15 protein-coding genes are annotated in these 17,612 nt (G+C 45.0%); 12 read left to right on the forward strand and 3 right to left on the reverse strand.

Annotated elements, in window-relative coordinates:
- Positions 1 to 282 precede the first annotated feature (282 nt).
- A complete protein-coding gene (gene clpX / locus CVN76_RS25815; protein WP_061143503.1) occupies positions 283 to 1,551 on the forward strand; it encodes an ATP-dependent protease ATP-binding subunit ClpX in 1,269 nt (422 codons plus the stop codon).
- A 389-nt stretch (positions 1,552 to 1,940) separates the two neighbouring features.
- Here the strand turns inward: clpX and CVN76_RS31270 are convergent, their stop codons facing one another.
- Positions 1,941 to 2,183 (reverse strand): hypothetical protein, encoded by a 243-nt coding sequence (locus tag CVN76_RS31270; RefSeq protein WP_157805441.1) that lies wholly within the window; start codon positions 2,181 to 2,183, stop codon positions 1,941 to 1,943.
- A gap of 370 nt (positions 2,184 to 2,553) precedes the next feature.
- On the opposite strand from CVN76_RS31270, the gene lonB reads away from it, so the two are divergent.
- From lonB to yihA, 3 genes are all read left to right on the forward strand, one after another.
- Positions 2,554 to 4,224 (forward strand): ATP-dependent protease LonB, encoded by a 1,671-nt coding sequence (gene lonB, locus CVN76_RS25825; RefSeq protein ID WP_100533591.1) that lies wholly within the window; start codon positions 2,554 to 2,556, stop codon positions 4,222 to 4,224.
- 234 nt (positions 4,225 to 4,458) lie between these two features.
- Complete coding sequence (lon, locus tag CVN76_RS25830) at positions 4,459 to 6,780, forward strand: endopeptidase La (protein ID WP_100533592.1); 2,322 nt, start codon at positions 4,459 to 4,461, stop codon at positions 6,778 to 6,780.
- The gene (gene yihA / locus CVN76_RS25835; RefSeq protein WP_061143500.1) at positions 6,777 to 7,358 is read left to right on the forward strand and encodes a ribosome biogenesis GTP-binding protein YihA/YsxC; all 582 of its coding nucleotides are present in this window, start codon (positions 6,777 to 6,779) and stop codon (positions 7,356 to 7,358) included. Before lon ends, yihA begins: the two co-directional genes overlap by 4 nt.
- Positions 7,359 to 7,414: 56 nt before the next feature.
- Here the strand turns inward: yihA and CVN76_RS25840 are convergent, their stop codons facing one another.
- Positions 7,415 to 7,897, reverse strand: a complete 483-nt coding sequence (locus tag CVN76_RS25840; protein WP_100533593.1) for a LiaI-LiaF-like domain-containing protein — start codon at positions 7,895 to 7,897, stop codon at positions 7,415 to 7,417.
- A 253-nt stretch (positions 7,898 to 8,150) separates the two neighbouring features.
- On the opposite strand from CVN76_RS25840, the gene hemA reads away from it, so the two are divergent.
- From hemA to ysxE, 8 genes are all read left to right on the forward strand, one after another.
- Positions 8,151 to 9,503: a glutamyl-tRNA reductase gene (gene hemA / locus CVN76_RS25845; protein ID WP_100533594.1), complete on the forward strand. Its 1,353-nt coding sequence runs from the start codon at positions 8,151 to 8,153 to the stop codon at positions 9,501 to 9,503.
- 10 nt (positions 9,504 to 9,513) lie between these two features.
- A complete protein-coding gene (locus CVN76_RS25850; RefSeq protein ID WP_061143497.1) occupies positions 9,514 to 10,344 on the forward strand; it encodes a cytochrome C assembly family protein in 831 nt (276 codons plus the stop codon).
- Between the two features lie 9 nt (positions 10,345 to 10,353).
- Positions 10,354 to 11,286, forward strand: a complete 933-nt coding sequence (gene hemC, locus CVN76_RS25855; RefSeq protein ID WP_100533595.1) for a hydroxymethylbilane synthase — start codon at positions 10,354 to 10,356, stop codon at positions 11,284 to 11,286.
- Complete coding sequence (locus CVN76_RS25860) at positions 11,286 to 12,083, forward strand: uroporphyrinogen-III synthase (RefSeq protein ID WP_100533596.1); 798 nt, start codon at positions 11,286 to 11,288, stop codon at positions 12,081 to 12,083. Before hemC ends, CVN76_RS25860 begins: the two co-directional genes overlap by 1 nt.
- Positions 12,080 to 13,078, forward strand: a complete 999-nt coding sequence (gene hemB / locus CVN76_RS25865; protein WP_100533597.1) for a porphobilinogen synthase — start codon at positions 12,080 to 12,082, stop codon at positions 13,076 to 13,078. Before CVN76_RS25860 ends, hemB begins: the two co-directional genes overlap by 4 nt.
- 30 nt (positions 13,079 to 13,108) lie before the next feature.
- Positions 13,109 to 14,398 carry a glutamate-1-semialdehyde 2,1-aminomutase gene (gene hemL, locus CVN76_RS25870; protein WP_100533598.1) on the forward strand — a complete coding sequence of 430 codons (1,290 nt, stop codon included), beginning with the start codon at positions 13,109 to 13,111 and terminating at the stop codon, positions 14,396 to 14,398.
- Between the two features lie 322 nt (positions 14,399 to 14,720).
- Positions 14,721 to 16,118 (forward strand): stage VI sporulation protein D, encoded by a 1,398-nt coding sequence (gene spoVID, locus CVN76_RS25875; protein WP_100533599.1) that lies wholly within the window; start codon positions 14,721 to 14,723, stop codon positions 16,116 to 16,118.
- A 90-nt stretch (positions 16,119 to 16,208) separates the two neighbouring features.
- Positions 16,209 to 17,279: a spore coat protein YsxE gene (gene ysxE, locus CVN76_RS25880; RefSeq protein WP_100533600.1), complete on the forward strand. Its 1,071-nt coding sequence runs from the start codon at positions 16,209 to 16,211 to the stop codon at positions 17,277 to 17,279.
- 56 nt (positions 17,280 to 17,335) lie between these two features.
- Here the strand turns inward: ysxE and CVN76_RS25885 are convergent, their stop codons facing one another.
- Positions 17,336 to 17,527: a hypothetical protein gene (locus CVN76_RS25885; protein WP_061143490.1), complete on the reverse strand. Its 192-nt coding sequence runs from the start codon at positions 17,525 to 17,527 to the stop codon at positions 17,336 to 17,338.
- Between the last annotated feature and the right edge of the window lie 85 nt (positions 17,528 to 17,612).

The raw sequence follows: 17,612 nt of genomic DNA on the forward strand, positions 1-17,612 counted from the left end.
TCTAATACCGCATATACATATTTATACAGCGAATCCTAATTTTAAAAATCAAAAGTTTTGGGCATACTGGTAAAGGGCAAATACATATTGATTGATTATTGTACTTATTTAACAACTCGGACGCGTGAGCATTTTTGTTACTAAACTTCCAAGAACATGATAAAATGCAAAACATACTAGGGATTTGGAATGCTTAACTAGAGGTGTGCCTAGTTTTTTTCAATTAAGATTGGGTACCGCTATGTACTAGAGTTGGAAGAGTATTTAAAGGGGTGAACGTACATGTTTAAATTTAATGATGAAAAAGGACAGTTGAAATGTTCTTTTTGCGGAAAAACACAAGAACAAGTCCGTAAACTGGTTGCTGGTCCAGGTGTATATATTTGTGACGAGTGTATCGAGCTTTGTACGGAAATCGTCGAGGAAGAACTTGGTACTGATGAAGAAGTGGAATTCAGAGATGTACCTAAACCTATGGAAATCCGGGAAATTCTTGATGAATACGTGATTGGACAAGAACAGGCGAAGAAATCTTTGGCTGTTGCGGTTTACAATCATTATAAGCGTATCAATTCCAATAGCAAAGTCGACGATGTCGAGCTTTCGAAAAGTAACATTGCCCTAATCGGACCGACAGGAAGCGGGAAAACCCTTCTTGCACAAACGCTGGCACGTCTATTGAATGTTCCTTTTGCCATTGCTGATGCGACTTCATTGACGGAAGCTGGATACGTAGGGGAAGATGTGGAAAATATCCTCCTTAAATTGATTCAAGCAGCCGATTATGACGTTGAAAAAGCGGAAAAAGGCATCATATATATTGATGAAATCGATAAAGTTGCCCGTAAATCGGAAAATCCTTCGATTACGCGTGACGTATCTGGAGAAGGCGTGCAACAAGCTTTATTGAAAATTCTTGAAGGAACGGTTGCAAGCGTGCCGCCTCAAGGTGGACGTAAACATCCGCATCAAGAATTCATTCAAATCGATACGACCAATATCCTGTTCATTTGTGGCGGTGCATTCGATGGCATCGAACCGATCATCAAACGCCGTCTTGGCCAAAAGGTCATTGGATTTGGCTCTGATGTGAAAAAGGATGATATTGCGGAAAAAGAATTGCTTTCCAAAGTACTTCCTGAAGACTTGCTTCGTTTCGGATTGATCCCGGAATTCATCGGACGACTGCCAGTAATTGCGACTCTTGAGCAATTGGATGAAGCCGCTTTGATTGAAATCCTGACTCAACCGAAAAATGCTCTTGTTAAACAATATCAAAAATTACTTGAGCTTGATGATGTCGAATTGGAATTCGAACCGGAAGCCTTAAGTGAAATTGCCAAAAAAGCGATTGAGCGTAAAACGGGTGCCCGTGGATTGCGTTCCATCATTGAAGGCATCATTCTAGAAGTGATGTTCGATCTGCCTTCACGTGATGATGTTGCAAAATGTGTGATCACAGGCAACACGATTTCCAAAAACGAATCTCCAAAGCTTGTCCTTAAAGATGGCACGACCATCAAGGGTCAAGAAAAGAAAACATCCGCTTAATGAATGTGAAAAGTAAGACGCCAGTACAACCTGGCTGTCTTCATGTATAGAAAAAGGGTTTCGGAGTGATTTCATTCCGAAACCCTTTTTTTTTTGCAAATTGCACGCTTGATCTTATCCTCTTGTCCGATGTTTCGGTGGCTAGGCGCGGTAGAAGAACTGTTTAAACAAGTCAAGACCCAAAATGTAGCTCACCCTTTTCCCGACCTCCTCTGGATAAGCGAGTGCCTGAAAAGTAAAGCAACGGTCAATGTCCATGTCCTCCAAACCTGTGATTAGGCAGGATTCGAAATACATTTTCACGTAAAGTGGAATGAAACGGAAGGTGGCGGCACTCCTGTGGGAATTGCGCGTCTACGTGAGACCCGCAGGCTGAAAGCTGAGGTGGCTCAAGGACCGGCCCGCGGAAAGGGAGCGCCTGCAGTGCAATGAAACGGTCCAAGTACAGATTCCCCCATACTGTGGGCAATGGAGATTTCCACTTCTTGTTCACACAAAGAGGAATGAAACGGAAGGCGGCGAGACTCCTGCGGGAATTGCGCGTCCACTTGAGACCAGCAGGCTGAAAGCCGAGGTGGCTCAAGGACCGGCCCGCGGAAAGGGAGCGCCTGCAGTGCAATGAAACGGTCCAAGTACAGATTCCCCCATACTGTGGGCAATGGAGATTTCCACTTCTTGTTCACATAAAGGGGAATGAAACGGAAGGCGGCGAGACTCCTGCGGGAAATGCGTGTCTTCGTGAGACACCGCAGGCGCACAAGCGCCGAGGAGGCTCAAGGACCGCCCGTGGAAAGGGGAGCGCCTGCAGTGCAATGAAACGGTCATTGTATAAACTCACCAAAACTTTAGACGATGAAAGTCTAACCTCAACCTGAACGGGAAAACGGGATTTTCCCCGCCAAAACCCCAAAAATTTACAACGTTGATTTCTTGGATAATTTCGCCCTTCCCAAGGAGATACTAACAGAAATGACAAACTAGGAGAGTGCAGGAGGGAATAGAATGAATTGGACAGGATTGGCGTTGTTTATTCAGCTGTTTTTTGGGATTATTATTGGATTGTATTTTTTGAACTTATTGAAAGGCCAGCGGACCCAAAAGGTTTCGATTGACCGAGATTCACGAAAGGAAATGGACCAATTAAGGAAGATGAGATCCATTTCATTAACGGAACCATTGGCGGAGAAGGTAAGGCCAAGCACATTCACCGAAATCATCGGGCAGGAAGATGGGATTAAATCATTAAAAGCTGCATTATGTGGACCGAATCCCCAGCATGTGATCGTTTACGGCCCTCCGGGGGTTGGGAAAACGGCAGCAGCCAGACTTGTTCTTGAAGAAGCTAAGAAAAATGGCAAGTCACCTTTTAAGAATTCAGCCGTTTTCGTTGAATTGGATGCGACTACAGCCAGATTCGACGAGCGGGGGATTGCCGATCCGCTGATTGGTTCGGTTCACGACCCGATCTATCAAGGGGCCGGGGCCATGGGACAGGCTGGCATTCCGCAGCCAAAGCAAGGCGCTGTCAGCAATGCTCATGGCGGGGTGTTGTTCATAGATGAAATAGGGGAGCTTCATCCCATCCAGATGAATAAACTTTTAAAGGTTTTGGAGGATCGGAAGGTCTTTCTGGAAAGTGCCTATTACCAAGAGGAAAATCAAAATATTCCCACTCATATCCATGATATTTTCAAGAATGGGCTTCCTGCCGACTTTCGCCTGATTGGAGCGACAACGAGGACGCCGAATGAAATTGCACCCGCGATCCGTTCAAGATGCATAGAGGTTTTTTTCCGCGAGCTGGACCGGGAAGAAATAATGAAAGTAGCCAAGAATGCCTCCGATAAAGTGGGGATCACGATAAGTGAAAAGGGATTGCAGTCGATTTCCGATTATGCCCGTAATGGCAGGGAAGCGGTCAATATGATCCAGACTCTTGCCGGAATCTCGATTAATGAAAACAGGAGCTTCATAAGAGAAGAAGATATTGATTGGATGGCGCATAGCAGTCAATTGACCCAACGCATGGACCGGAAAATAGAAACGAATTCAAAAATAGGTCTAGTCAACGGTCTTGCAGTATATGGTCCCAACTCAGGGGCATTACTGGAAATCGAAGTTACCGTCATGGCTGCATCGAATGAGAAAGGCTCGATAAATATCACCGGCATCGTGGAAGAAGAGAGCATTGGCGGCGGAAATGGCAAGTCGATCCGCCGCAAGAGCATGGCGAAAGGTTCGATCGAAAACGTGATCACGGTTCTCCGGTCGATGGGGGTGCCTGCCGATCAATTCGATATCCATGTGAACTTCCCAGGCGGAAGTCCCGTCGACGGACCTTCTGCAGGGATTGCTATGGCAACGGGCATATACTCGGCCATTTATAAAATCCCTGTTGACCACACAATAGCAATGACTGGGGAAATCAGCATCCATGGCGGAGTCAAGCCGATTGGCGGAGTCATACCGAAAATCAAGGCCGCGAAGCTAGCGGGGGCAAAGAAAGTGATCATCCCGGCCGATAACATGCAGCCGCTGCTATTGGAAATCAAGGATATCGAAATCATCCCCGTTACACATGTAAAAGAAGTGCTGGATCACGCACTGAAAAAGGAAATGATGTCAGAACAAATCCTTACGTCCTTGGACCTATCAAAAAAAGAAAGCGTATAAAGGAAATGCCCCGGCTTAATAGAACCGGGGCATTATAATGAAGTCCATTTGGGAAAAATAATCGCAAGTTCAGGCGTGCTTTTTTAATTAATATTGGAGATAATAAGAGCAGTAGAAACGTGTCAAGGTAAACGAATAGACACTTCTATATAAATAGGATAGAATTGTTAAAAGGTCGAGAACATGGGTAAATAGTTTACAACGACGATACTAAAAAGATGGAGGTGTCAGGAAATGACTGATAAAGAAATCATCGTCCCCCTCCTGCCGCTTAGAGGATTGCTTGTATATCCAACGATGGTACTTCATTTAGATGTAGGCCGAGACAAATCGGTACAAGCCCTTGAGAAAGCAATGGTGGAAGACCATCTTATATTTTTGACGACACAACAAGATGTTTCGTTGGACGAACCAGGTGAAGAAGATTTATTTAAAATGGGAACTTTAACAAAAGTAAAACAGATGCTGAAGCTTCCGAACGGGACAATCCGGGTATTGGTGGAAGGGTTGAACCGGGCAGAGGTCGTTGAATTTTACGATTATGAGACACATTATGGTGCCAAAATAAAAATATATGAAGACAGTGATGAAAAGGATGCGGAACATCAAGCATTGATGCGCACTCTTCTGGATTATTTTGAACAATACATAAAAATGTCCAAGAAAATAACCGGTGAAACATTCACATCCACTTCCGATATTGAAGAGCCAGGGAGATTGGCCGATATCATTGCCTCGCATCTGCCTCTGAAGTTGAAGGAGAAGCAGGAAGTGCTAGAGACCATCGATATGAAAAAGCGATTGAGCCGTGTAATCGAAATCATCAATAATGAAAAAGAGGTTCTTTTTCTCGAGAAAAAGATCGGCCAGCGCGTCAAGCGTTCAATGGAACGGACTCAAAAGGAATATTATCTGCGTGAACAAATGAAAGCCATACAAAAAGAATTGGGCGATAAAGAAGGAAAGACTGGCGAGATTGAAGTCCTTAACGAAAAGATTGAAGAAGCGGACATGCCTGAGCACATAAAGGCAGCGGCCTTAAAGGAATTGGACCGATATGAAAAAGTGCCTTCAAGCTCTGCTGAGAGCTCTGTCATCCGCAACTATATTGAATGGCTCATTTCGCTTCCTTGGTCGAATGCGACGAAAGATGATTTGAATATCCATAAAGCTGAAAGAATCCTGAATAGGGATCATCATGGTTTGGAAAAGGTGAAAGAGCGGGTGCTGGAGTATTTGGCGGTCCAGCAATTGACCAATTCCTTGAAGGGGCCGATCCTTTGCTTGGTTGGTCCTCCTGGTGTCGGGAAAACCAGTTTGGCTAAATCAATCGCAACATCCATGAATAGGAACTTTGTCCGGATCTCACTTGGTGGAGTGCGTGATGAATCAGAGATCCGCGGCCATCGCCGCACATACGTAGGGGCAATGCCAGGACGGATCATCCAGGGCATGAAAAAAGCGGGAACGATCAATCCCGTCTTTTTGCTGGACGAAGTGGATAAGATGTCCAATGACTTTAGGGGCGATCCATCCGCGGCGATGCTTGAGGTGCTCGATCCAGAGCAAAACCATAATTTCAGTGACCATTATATTGAAGAAACGTATGACCTATCCAAAGTCATGTTCATAGCGACGGCGAACAATTTGGGCTCCATTCCTGGCCCGCTTCGTGATCGTATGGAAATCATTTCGATTGCAGGTTATACTGAAATAGAGAAACTTCATATAGCCAAGGATCACCTTCTGCCTAGACAGTTGGAAAGCCATGGTTTATTGAAGACACAATTGCAAATCCGTGAGGAAGCTCTAACCAAAATCATTCGTTATTATACCCGGGAAGCCGGTGTCCGGAGTCTGGAGAGACAGCTTGCTGGCATCTGCCGGAAGACTGCGAAAATCATCGTGTCCGGGGAGAAAAAGCGGGTCGTCATTTCTGATAAGAATGTCGAGGAGTTTCTGGGGAAAACGATGTTCCACTATGGACAGGCAGAAGTCGAGAACCAAGTCGGAGTAGCCAATGGCTTGGCTTACACTTCGGTTGGCGGCGATACGCTGCAAATCGAGGTTTCCTTATCACCAGGTAAAGGAAAGCTTATATTGACTGGCAAGCTTGGCGATGTAATGAAAGAGTCTGCACAGGCGGCTTTCAGCTATGTCCGTTCAAAAACCGAGAAACTTCATATTGATGCGAACTTCCATGAAAAATATGATATTCATATTCATGTCCCGGAAGGTGCTGTCCCTAAGGATGGTCCTTCTGCAGGCATCACGATTGCAACAGCGTTAATATCGGCCCTTACCAACAGGCCGATCAGAAAAGAGGTAGGCATGACAGGCGAAATTACATTACGCGGACGGGTTCTTCCAATCGGCGGCCTTAAAGAAAAATCTTTAGCGGCTCACCGGGCAGGACTTACGAAAATCATCATCCCGCAAAATAACGAAAAGGATATTGATGATATCCCGGAGAGTGTCCGTAAAGCATTAACATTTGTTCCAGTTTCACACGTAGATGAAGTCCTTGAACATGCATTGGTAGGTGTGGACGAATGAAAGTGACAAGTTCAGATATTGTCATCAGTGCCGTAAAGCCTGATCAATATCCCAATACTCCAATCCCGGAGTTTGCCTTGGCTGGCCGCTCCAATGTAGGGAAATCGAGTTTCATCAACAAAATGATCAACCGGAAAAACCTGGCGAGAACATCGTCCAAACCGGGCAAGACGCAGACTTTGAATTTTTACATCATTAATGAAGCACTCCATTTTGTCGATGTTCCAGGCTATGGCTATGCAAAGGTATCCAAAACCGAACGTGATGCGTGGGGAAGAATGATCGAAACGTATTTCACTTCCCGTGATCAGCTCCGTGCTGCGCTTCTGATCGTCGATTTGCGTCATCCGCCGACAAAGGATGATATCGCGATGTATGAATTCCTGAAGCATTATGACCTTCCAAGGATCGTCATCGCCACAAAAGCGGATAAAATTCCGAAAGGCAAATGGCAGAAGCACTTGAAAGTCACACGCCAAACGTTAAATATGGAAAAAGAAGATGAATTGCTTCTTTTCTCTGGTGAAACGGGCGAAGGGAAAGAACAGGCTTGGGGTGTCCTCAAGAAATATATGTAAATGAAAAGGGTATTCCGCATCCGGAATACCCTTTTTCAATATGAATTTTGCCCCGATCACTTTTTACGAACTAAAAAATAGATGCCGATTGCCATCAAGGCAAATGGCCAAAACCTTTCGATATTCGCCGTGCTCGTTTCAACCAGCCCGAAAGAGGTTGTGATCTTATCATAGAATAAAAATAGAATCGAAATGATCAGCAGTATCAACCCATGAAACATTCCAGTATTTGTTTTGCGGGCCCGCAGTATAAAACCCAGTGAGATGATTAAAATAAAGATACCTATATTATCCGGCCAAATTTCCAGGTTTTTTACGATGTGAAAATGAGCACCGAAACCAAGCAAAATCACGCCTGGCAGGATCGACTCATACTCATTGCCGCCATAGGCCTGAATCAAGAAGGCTGCGCCCACTATACATAATAGGGTCGGCCAGCTATAAAAACCTGGGAAGATTTCCATGTGGGAATGCTCAAGAAAAAAATATAGGCCGAAACCAATTAAAACGATTCCAGGGAAAATGCGTTGCGTTTTCATGTGATCCTCCTATCCAATTCGATTACTTGAAGTTTTTTGCCATTTTTGATATGGTACTTTTGTACACTATGTCGAAATATGTATGTAACTTATAAATCCCGCCTAGACACCTTTTGGAGCAATCCTGGCGTTTTAGCCGTCTTTTCATGGTAGCATATGTTTTCATAAACTGTTCATATTATTTGCGTGAATCAATTTTTGTACATGGTATAATAAATTTACACGAAAAATTTTGGGGGTGCAAAACAAAAGGATGCATATTCTAGCGGTTGGTATTAATTACAAAACTGCCCCTGTTGAAATTCGGGAAAAACTATCGTTTAACGAAGCCGAACTTGCCGAGGCAATGAAAGCTCTTAAAAATAAAAAAAGCATCTTGGAAAATATCATTATTTCAACATGTAACAGAACGGAAATATATGTGGTCGGTGACCAGCTTCATACAAGCCGGTATTACATTAAGGAATTTCTTTCGGAATGGTTCCATATCGATAAAGAGGAATTTTCTAAATACCTGTTCATCTATGAAGGTGATGGGGCCGTCGAGCATTTATTTTCCGTTACGTGCGGCTTGAATTCCATGATACTTGGGGAAACTCAGATTTTGGGACAAGTACGCTCCAGCTATATGCTGGGACAGAAAGAAGATACGATTGGGACCGTTTTTAACCATCTCTTCAAGCAAGCCCTTACATTGGCGAAGAAAGCTCATTCAGAAACGGAAATCAACACGAATGCCGTTTCTGTCAGTTATGCTGCCGTCGAACTTGCCAAAAAAATCTTCGGCGGTCTGAACGGCAAGAACGTCTTGATTCTTGGTGCGGGTAAAATGGGAGAGTTGGCCATTCAAAACCTTCACAGCAATGGTGCAGACAGCGTTACGGTCATTAACCGCACTTTTCAGAAAGCGGTCGATTTGGCCGGCAGGTTCAATGGTAAGGCAAAACAGCTTCAGGAGCTGCAGTGCGCTTTAGTGGAAGCGGATATCCTGATTACTTCGACTGGGTCGAAAGATCTTCTCGTAACAAAAGAGATGATGACATTCGTAAATAAGCTTCGCAAGGGCCGTCCTATTTTCATGGTCGATATCGCCGTTCCGCGTGACCTCGACCCAACGCTGGCCGAGCTGGAAAATGTCTTCTTGTATGACATTGACGACCTTGAAGGGATCGTGCAAGCGAATATCGAAGAGCGCAGAAAAGCCGCCGAGAAAATAGAAATGATGATTGAATCCGAAATCGTCGACTTCAATCAGTGGATTAATTTGCTTGGCGTGGTTCCTGTCATTTCTTCCTTGCGGGAAAAATCGCTTTCGATTCAGAAGGAAACGATGGAAAGCATCGAAAGAAAGCTTCCGCATTTAAGCGAGCGTGACAAAAAGGTATTGAACAAGCATACGAAGAGCATCATCAACCAAATGTTAAAAGATCCGATCCTTTATGCAAAAGAGCTGGCGGATGAGCCGAATGCAAAAGAGCAATTGAATAACTTCGTGAAAATCTTCCATTTGGAGGAACTGATAGAAGACCACCTGGTAGCGGAGGATGATGAAAAAGAACGGAACGGCTCCAAGGCATCCCTGCTAAACCCAGTTCCTGTCCAGTAATGAGGTAGATATGGAATTACTAATGACAAGATTGCATGAAGTCACAGTATTGTTGTATGCCATCAGTATGCTTTTATATTTTATGGACTTCCTTAATAATGACCAGAAGGCGAACAAGGTCGCTTTCTGGTTGCTTTCTATTGTTTGGGTACTGCAAACAATTTTTTTGTTTCTGTATGTATGGAAAACGGGAAGGTTCCCGGTTTTGACGATTTTTGAAGGCTTATACTTTTATGCATGGGTCCTCGTATCTTTATCATTAATCATCAATCGATTGCTAAGAGTCGATTTTACGGTCTTTTTTACGAATGTCTTAGGCTTCATGGTCATGGCCATCCATACCTTTGCACCTGTACAGATAGAATCGCAAGTTCTTGCACAGCGTCTCGTTTCGGAACTGTTGCTCATACATATCACCTTCGCGATCCTTTCTTACGGGGCATTTACGCTTTCTTTCGTATTTTCCCTCCTCTACTTGATTCAATATGATTTATTGAAACGGAAGAAATGGGGCAAAAGGCTGCTTCGACTCGGCGATTTAACAAAGCTTGAGCATATGTCTTATGTCCTTGCGGCAATAGGAGTTCCCTTATTGGTGGTCTCGCTTATCCTGGGCATCCAATGGGCCTATATAAAAGTTCCGGGTGTATCGTGGCTGGATATGAAAATCATCGGTTCGTTTATATTGCTCATCGGCTACAGTGTGTTCTTATACTTAAAAATCCGGAAACAAATGTATGGAAGGACATTGGCCTTTCTGAATATTGGATCCTTCATGATCGTGTTAATCAACTTTTTCCTTTTCGGAAGCCTTTCAACATTCCACTTTTGGAATACTTAGGAGGAAATTATGAGAAAAATTATTGTCGGTTCTAGACGAAGTAAATTAGCGATCACCCAAACGAATTGGGTGATTGCCCAACTTAAAGAACTTGGGGCTCCATATGAGTTCGAGGTGAAGGAGATTGTGACAAAGGGTGACCAAATCCTCGATGTCACACTTTCCAAGGTAGGCGGTAAAGGCTTGTTCGTCAAAGAGATCGAACAAGCGATGCTCGATAAAGAAATCGATATGGCCGTACATAGCATGAAGGATATGCCGGCAGTGCTTCCCGAAGGCTTGACGATCGGGTGCATACCCCCACGTGAGGATCACCGGGATGCCTTGATATCAAAAAATCATGAAACCTTATCCGAATTGAAGCCAGGCTCCATCATCGGCACTAGCAGTCTGCGCCGTGGCGCCCAGATTTTAGCAAGAAGGCCGGACCTTGAAATCAAATGGATTCGCGGCAATATCGATACCCGCTTGAACAAGCTGAAAACGGAAGATTATGATGCCATCATCTTAGCGGCAGCCGGACTTTCAAGAATGGGCTGGGAGCGGGAGATCGTTACCGAATTTTTGGATGAAGATATTTGCATTCCAGCAGTCGGTCAAGGAGCGCTTTCAATTGAATGCCGTGAAGATGATAAAGAGTTGCTCGATGAACTTGCTAAATTAACATGTCAAAAAACGAAAAAGACCGTCGAAGCGGAGCGTGCCTATTTGGATAAAATGGAAGGCGGATGTCAGGTACCGATTGCCGGCTTCGCGGTGGCAAAGGATAATGGCTCCGTCGCCTTGACGGCATTGGTCGCTTCCCCGGATGGAAAGGTGATTTACAAGGAAATGGTCGAGGGTGAAGATCCCGAGGCAGTCGGACATGAAGCTGCCAAAAAAATAAGTGCAATGGGCGGTAAAGGATTGATCGATCGCGTAAAAGCGGAGCTCGATCAGTAATGTCTCCCTTTCAGCCTCTTAAGGATTATCAGGTATTGATCACCAGGGGGAAAGGACAGGCTGATGGCTTAAAGGCATCTATCGAGGAAAATGGCGGAACGCCGCTTCTTGTGCCATTGCTGGAGTTCACCCTGCCTGATCGTTTGGAGGAGGTCCGTCAATGCTTAGCGGCGATTCATACCTATGACTGGATCATCTTGACCAGTCAAAATGGGGTGGATTACTTCTTTCAGCTTCTTGGTAAACGGCCAAGGACTCTTCCGAAGATAGCGGTGATCGGTTCCAAAACGGAAGTCGCCCTGAAACGGTACGGATATGAGGCGGATTTCGTCCCCTCCGAATTTGTTGCCGAAGGGTTCGTTTCGGAGTTCATTACCATATTGGAACCTGGAACCCGTGTGCTGCTGGCGAAAGGGAATCTAGCCAGGTCCGTCATTGCGGAGGCAATCAATGAAGGTGGAGCATCATGTGATGAAGTGATCATCTATCGCACCGTACTTCCAGCAAGTAGCGAACAAGAACTCGTTCATCTTATAAAGAATCATGCCATTGACATCATAACCTTTACGAGTTCTTCGACGGTCAATCATTTCCTGCAGATCATGGAGCGCCATGAATTGGGTACATACATAGACCGGATCGTCATCGCATGCATCGGTCCCATCGCCGCCAAGACGGCTGTTAAACATGGATTATCAGTAGACGTGTGTCCTGATGTCTATACGACGGACGCCATGGTTGCCGATATCATTCACTTCATCATGAAACGAAATACTAAGGGAGGAACTTTACAATGAAAAATATTCCATTCAATCGCCACCGCCGTTTGCGTGCAAGTGCAGGCATGAGGGCTTTGGTCCGTGAAACACAATTGCATAAAGACGATTTGATTTATCCCATCTTCATCATTGATGGTGAACAGGTAAAAAATGAAATTAACTCTATGCCGGGTATCTATCAGCTATCCATGGATAACTTGGAGGCGGAAATGGATGAAGTGGTAAGTCTAGGGATTAAATCGGTCATTTTATTCGGTGTACCCTTTGATCATGATAAAGACGAACACGGCACCGGGGCGTTTCACCATAACGGACTTGTGCAGGAAGCAACCCGCCTAATAAAAAAACAATATCCAGAAGTCATCGTCATTGCTGACACCTGCCTTTGTGAGTATACAAGCCATGGCCATTGCGGAGTGGTTGAAGGGGAAAAAATCCTCAATGACGCTTCCCTGGACCTTCTTGCGAAAACGGCAATCAGCCAGGCAGAGGCTGGAGCTGATATCATCGCCCCTTCCAATATGATGGACGGGTTCGTGGCAGCCATCCGCGCAGGACTGGATGAAGCCGGATATGAAGATATACCGATCATGTCCTATGCCGTGAAATATGCTTCTGCTTTTTACGGACCCTTCCGTGATGCAGCGAATGGCGCGCCGCAATTCGGCGATAGGAAAACATATCAAATGGATCCAGCCAACCGTCTTGAAGCATTCCGTGAAGCGGAATCCGATGTCGCTGAAGGTGCGGATTTCCTAATCGTTAAACCGGCACTCGCTTATATGGACATCATCCGGGATGTTAAAAATAATTTTAATCTCCCTGTTGTTTCCTACAATGTCAGCGGTGAATATTCAATGGTCAAGGCAGCTGCCCAAAATGGCTGGATCGATGAAAAAGCGATCGTGACGGAAATGCTGACAGGATTGAAGCGTGCGGGTTCCGACTTGATCATCACGTACTTCTCAAAAGATGTTGCACGGTGGATGGACGAAGATCAACAAAGAAAATAAAAAACCGGTAATGGAAAAGGGGATTGAATCATGCGGTCATATGAAAAATCGAAAAAAGCGTTTGCCGAAGCAGTAAATTTGATGCCAGGCGGAGTGAACAGCCCGGTACGTGCCTTCAAGTCAGTGGACATGGACCCCATTTTCATGGAGCGTGGCAAAGGCTCAAAAATGTATGATATCGATGGCAATGAATATATCGACTATGTTCTTTCATGGGGACCGCTTATCCTCGGTCACACAAATGATCGTGTCGTCGAAGCATTGAAAAAGGTAGCCGAATCGGGCACTAGCTTTGGAACATCTACGGTAATCGAGAATGAACTCGCTAAGTTGGTCATAGACCGCGTGCCGTCGATTGAGATGATCAGGATGGTATCTTCCGGAACGGAAGCGACCATGAGTGCTCTCAGGTTGGCACGAGGCATTACAGGACGTGATAAAATCCTGAAATTCGAAGGCTCTTATCATGGACACGGAGATTCCTTGTTAATCAAAGCAGGTTCCGGCGTTGCCACGTTAGGATTGCCGGATAGCCCCGGTGTACCGGAAGGCATTGCCAAAAATACGATTACCGTGCCTTATAATGATCTTGCAGCAACCAAATATGCATTTGAACAATTTGGCGAAGATATCGCTTGTATCATCGTCGAGCCGGTTGCCGGGAATATGGGGGTCGTTGCGCCACAGCCAGGCTTCCTCGAAGGCTTACGGGAAGTGACGACCGAATATGGGGCCTTATTGATCTTTGATGAAGTCATGACAGGCTTCCGTGTCGGATATCATTGTGCCCAAGGGTATTTTGGCATCGCGCCGGATCTTACCTGCCTTGGCAAAGTGATTGGCGGTGGACTGCCGGTTGGAGCCTTCGGAGGCAAGCGTGAATTGATGGAACGAATTGCTCCTAGCGGAACGATTTATCAAGCGGGAACATTGTCAGGCAACCCGCTGGCCATGACGGCTGGTCTTGAAACACTGAGCCAATTGACGCCTGAATCTTATCAAGAATTCACTCGAAAAGGCGATATGCTTGAAAAAGGCATTGGTCAAGCAGCCAAAAAGTACGATGTTCCACATACATTCAATCGGGCAGGCTCGATGATCGGACTATTCTTCACGAATGAAGAAGTCATCAACTACGATACAGCCAAAACATCCGATCTTGAATTTTTCGCCTCTTACTATCGGGAAATGGCGGACCAAGGCATCTACCTGCCGCCGTCCCAGTTCGAGGGCTTATTCCTATCCACTGCACATAGTGATGAAGATATCGAAAAAACCATCTCAGCTGCAGAAAAGGCTTTTGCCAAATTAAAAAAATGATTCGAAAAAACGCTTAAGTCAGGCTCCCCTCCTCCAAATGCTTTTGGAGAAGGGGAGCCTGACTTTTTTGTATTTACGCGATTGTGGCCGGATTAAGTTGGGTGAAGGACGAATAAATGTGGGTGCAGGCCGGATCAAGGTAACAGTAAGCCGAACTATATGAAAAAGCAAAAAAATGCGTCATGAAATTTCTCCTTCTAAAGCTGCGGACAAAAATGTGGACTAGATAGGTTTAGATGAAAATAAGGAATAATTGATCGTTTTCCTTCATAGATTGTTATTGGTATATGTACCGTTTCTGAAGTTGAAAGGAGGAGTTGTTTTGTCGCAAGAAAATGAATCGCATTTACGATTTTCTTTAGAGGAATCCGTTTGGTTCCAGAAGGGACAGGAAGTGGCTGAGCTTTATTCGATCTCCCTGGATCCGAATGTGACGATTCAAGAGAGTGATCAATATGTTTTTATACGAGGCTCGTTAGACTTATGCGGTGAATACAAGGACTCGCAAAATGGTGAACAAGAGGAGTTTTCGCAAACCTTTTTGCCAAAAGCCGTGCAAAAGGTCGAGAGGCATCTCAATGGACTTAATGAGTTCACACACCGTTTTCCGGTTGATATAACGATTCCGACAAATCGGGTTGCTTCATTGGAGGAAATCGATGTCTCGATTCAGAGCTTTGACTATGCGTTGCCGGAACATAATCACTTGAAACTGCAGGCGGATTTATTGATAACTGGAATTTACAATGATTCATATGTGGAAGAGCGGTTCGATACGGAACAGGAAGCAGGGGAATTGGAGGAACAGGAAGAAACGGATGGAGAAAATGAGTCCTACATTCCTTATGCGGCTGGAATGCCGACCATTCCGGATTTTCAGCCTGTTTTCCGTGATGAGGAGGAAGATGAGTTATATTCGCCATTTTCTGCTGAGGCAAAACGGGTAGCCGAAGCTAACGAAGAGGAAGAAGAAGAGCCGATTTATTTAAGCGATCAGCACAGCGCTCCTGTTTTTGAAATGCCGGTGTCACCTTATCCTGAAGAGGAGGAATGGGAAGCGGAAGTAAGCAGGCAGGAAGACACGGATGCCAGTGAACAAGGGTCCGAAGAACCTGTATTATCCTTGCAAGAAGAGAGGCCTAGCAGGCAGGAAAAAACGTCAGAGAACGTGGAATTGCCAATGGAGTCCTTGAATGCGGGAGAAGGTCAGGGGCATGCTGGCAATCATCAGAGTGTTCCAATTGCCAGCGGTCCAGTGTCACGGTTCAAAACCGAGGGCGGCGCCCTTCAGGAAGAGGATGAAGTTGTGGCCGCAGGTCCAATACTCAACGAACAGGTGAAGGTGGAAAAGGAAGTTGAGCTTCCTTCATCGATAGGGGACCTGTTCAAAGAAAGGGAAAGACCGGCACCGCAAGCCAAAGATAAGGAAGTGAAAACTTATAAGGGCCGGAAGCAAGCAGCGGAACGGGATGAAAAAGAAACGACTGAGCATGGGGAAAAGCAGTCTTCCATCATGGATTTATTCGGCAGGAAGCAAGATGAAGAATTGGTAAGGATGAAGGTGTGCATCGTTCAGCAAGGAGAAACGCTTGAAGACTTGGCACAGCGTTATGATGTAACGGTCCAATCGATACTCTTCAGCAATGAATTGGAGTCGAATCAGAGTGTCGAGGAAGGTCAAGTCGTTTATATACCGAAGGCGGTTGCCTATAAAAATTAACCGTGACAGAGAGCAGAGCATCCATATGGCCTGCTCCTGTTTTTTACTAAGGTAACGGTTTTAGTTTTTTAGAGAAGGTGAGTGGGTCTCGTGAGGGAAAACGAGAATCAGCAGTCGGCTAATCGGGATCGGGACACGGAAGCCGTCTTAAGGGAATATGCCCTTTATGTACAATATATAGAGGATTTCGGACGGGTGAAGAAAGTATACAGTGATCGTGGTACGTTTGCCTTGAAATCGATTTTACCGAATAATGGCATAGATTTTATTAAAAATGTCCAAATGCTGTACCATCGCGGTTATAATCGGATCGTTCCCATCTATCAAACGATGGATCAACGTTATGCCGTCCTTCATAATGGCCGTTTGTATTACTTGATGCCGTGGTTGAACAACGAAGGGGACGGGGAGCGTGATGAAAAGCATAAGCAATTGTTCCGGGAGCTTGCCCGGATGCATACGCTGACCGTAAAAGAAACGCAAGTGGATATAGAAGAACGGGAAGCACATTATGAGCGGACGCTTGATGCCTGGAATAATGAGAAGGACTTTATGGATGAGTATATTGTCAGTTGTGAAAAAAAGTGGTATATGTCGCCATTCGAAATGTCGGTGTGCACGTTCTTCACTGATATTTCACAAGCCCTGAAGTACTCGATCAAGAAGTTTGAAACCTGGTATGAAAAGACGAAGGAAAGTGAGAAGGTTCGAACCGTCGTTACTCACGGAAAGATTTCCCTTAAGCACTTCGTTTATGATGAACGGGGATATGGCTATTTCATCAATTTTGAGAATTCGAATACGGCACCGCCTCATTTCGATTTATTGCCTTTTCTCGTTAAATCGGCGAGGACCTATCCGATCCAAAGTGATGATTGCGTCGATTGGCTATATAACTATATGCGATATTTTCCGCTGAAGGAAGAAGAATTGCTGCTCATGCAAAGCTATCTTGCTTTTCCCTCATCTGCTTTGGAGCTGGTGAAGGGATATTCGGAGGGCAGGTCGATGCGCTCGGAGATGGATCATGTCACCCAACTGCAGCGGCAATTCTGGTTATTGAAAAACATTGAGTATATGGTGATGAAAATCGAGGAAATCGAGCAGCAGAAAAAGGCGGCTGCCGAGGCTGCCAAAGAAGAGCAGTCACCCTCAAGCTAAATATACATGATTGGATCATCTCCAGTCATGTATATTTTTTTGCTGTAGGGGAATACTTAAATCCATTCGAAATATAAAGACATGGCCAGGAAAATGAATGCGACCAACAGGAGCATATCAAAGAAAGTCGGGAAAATCAGGGTCCGCAATCCTTGGAAAACGATGAAGGGAACGATGAACTGCTGGCAAACACCGCGGAATTTTTTCATCCAAGGCGGTAAAGTATAGGGAGTATATCTTCGTTTCATATTTATTACCTTCCTTTTTTGGACGTCTAATATTCTATGGGCGGCAGTGGAAAAGGTGAAAAAACCGTCACAATGACCCTTGGTG

The organism is Bacillus sp. mrc49, assembly GCF_002803435.1.

Coding starts and splice junctions, on each gene's coding strand:
- hemB (WP_100533597.1), top strand. CDS start 12,080: ATGAAAAATATTCCATTCAATCGCCACCGCCGTTTGCGTGCAAGTGCA.
- yihA (WP_061143500.1), top strand. CDS start 6,777: ATGAAAGTGACAAGTTCAGATATTGTCATCAGTGCCGTAAAGCCTGAT.
- CVN76_RS25860 (WP_100533596.1), top strand. CDS start 11,286: ATGTCTCCCTTTCAGCCTCTTAAGGATTATCAGGTATTGATCACCAGG.
- CVN76_RS25840 (WP_100533593.1), bottom strand. CDS start 7,897: ATGAAAACGCAACGCATTTTCCCTGGAATCGTTTTAATTGGTTTCGGC.
- clpX (WP_061143503.1), top strand. CDS start 283: ATGTTTAAATTTAATGATGAAAAAGGACAGTTGAAATGTTCTTTTTGC.
- hemA (WP_100533594.1), top strand. CDS start 8,151: ATGCATATTCTAGCGGTTGGTATTAATTACAAAACTGCCCCTGTTGAA.
- hemL (WP_100533598.1), top strand. CDS start 13,109: ATGCGGTCATATGAAAAATCGAAAAAAGCGTTTGCCGAAGCAGTAAAT.
- hemC (WP_100533595.1), top strand. CDS start 10,354: ATGAGAAAAATTATTGTCGGTTCTAGACGAAGTAAATTAGCGATCACC.
- CVN76_RS25885 (WP_061143490.1), bottom strand. CDS start 17,527: ATGAAACGAAGATATACTCCCTATACTTTACCGCCTTGGATGAAAAAA.
- CVN76_RS25850 (WP_061143497.1), top strand. CDS start 9,514: ATGGAATTACTAATGACAAGATTGCATGAAGTCACAGTATTGTTGTAT.
- lon (WP_100533592.1), top strand. CDS start 4,459: ATGACTGATAAAGAAATCATCGTCCCCCTCCTGCCGCTTAGAGGATTG.
- lonB (WP_100533591.1), top strand. CDS start 2,554: ATGAATTGGACAGGATTGGCGTTGTTTATTCAGCTGTTTTTTGGGATT.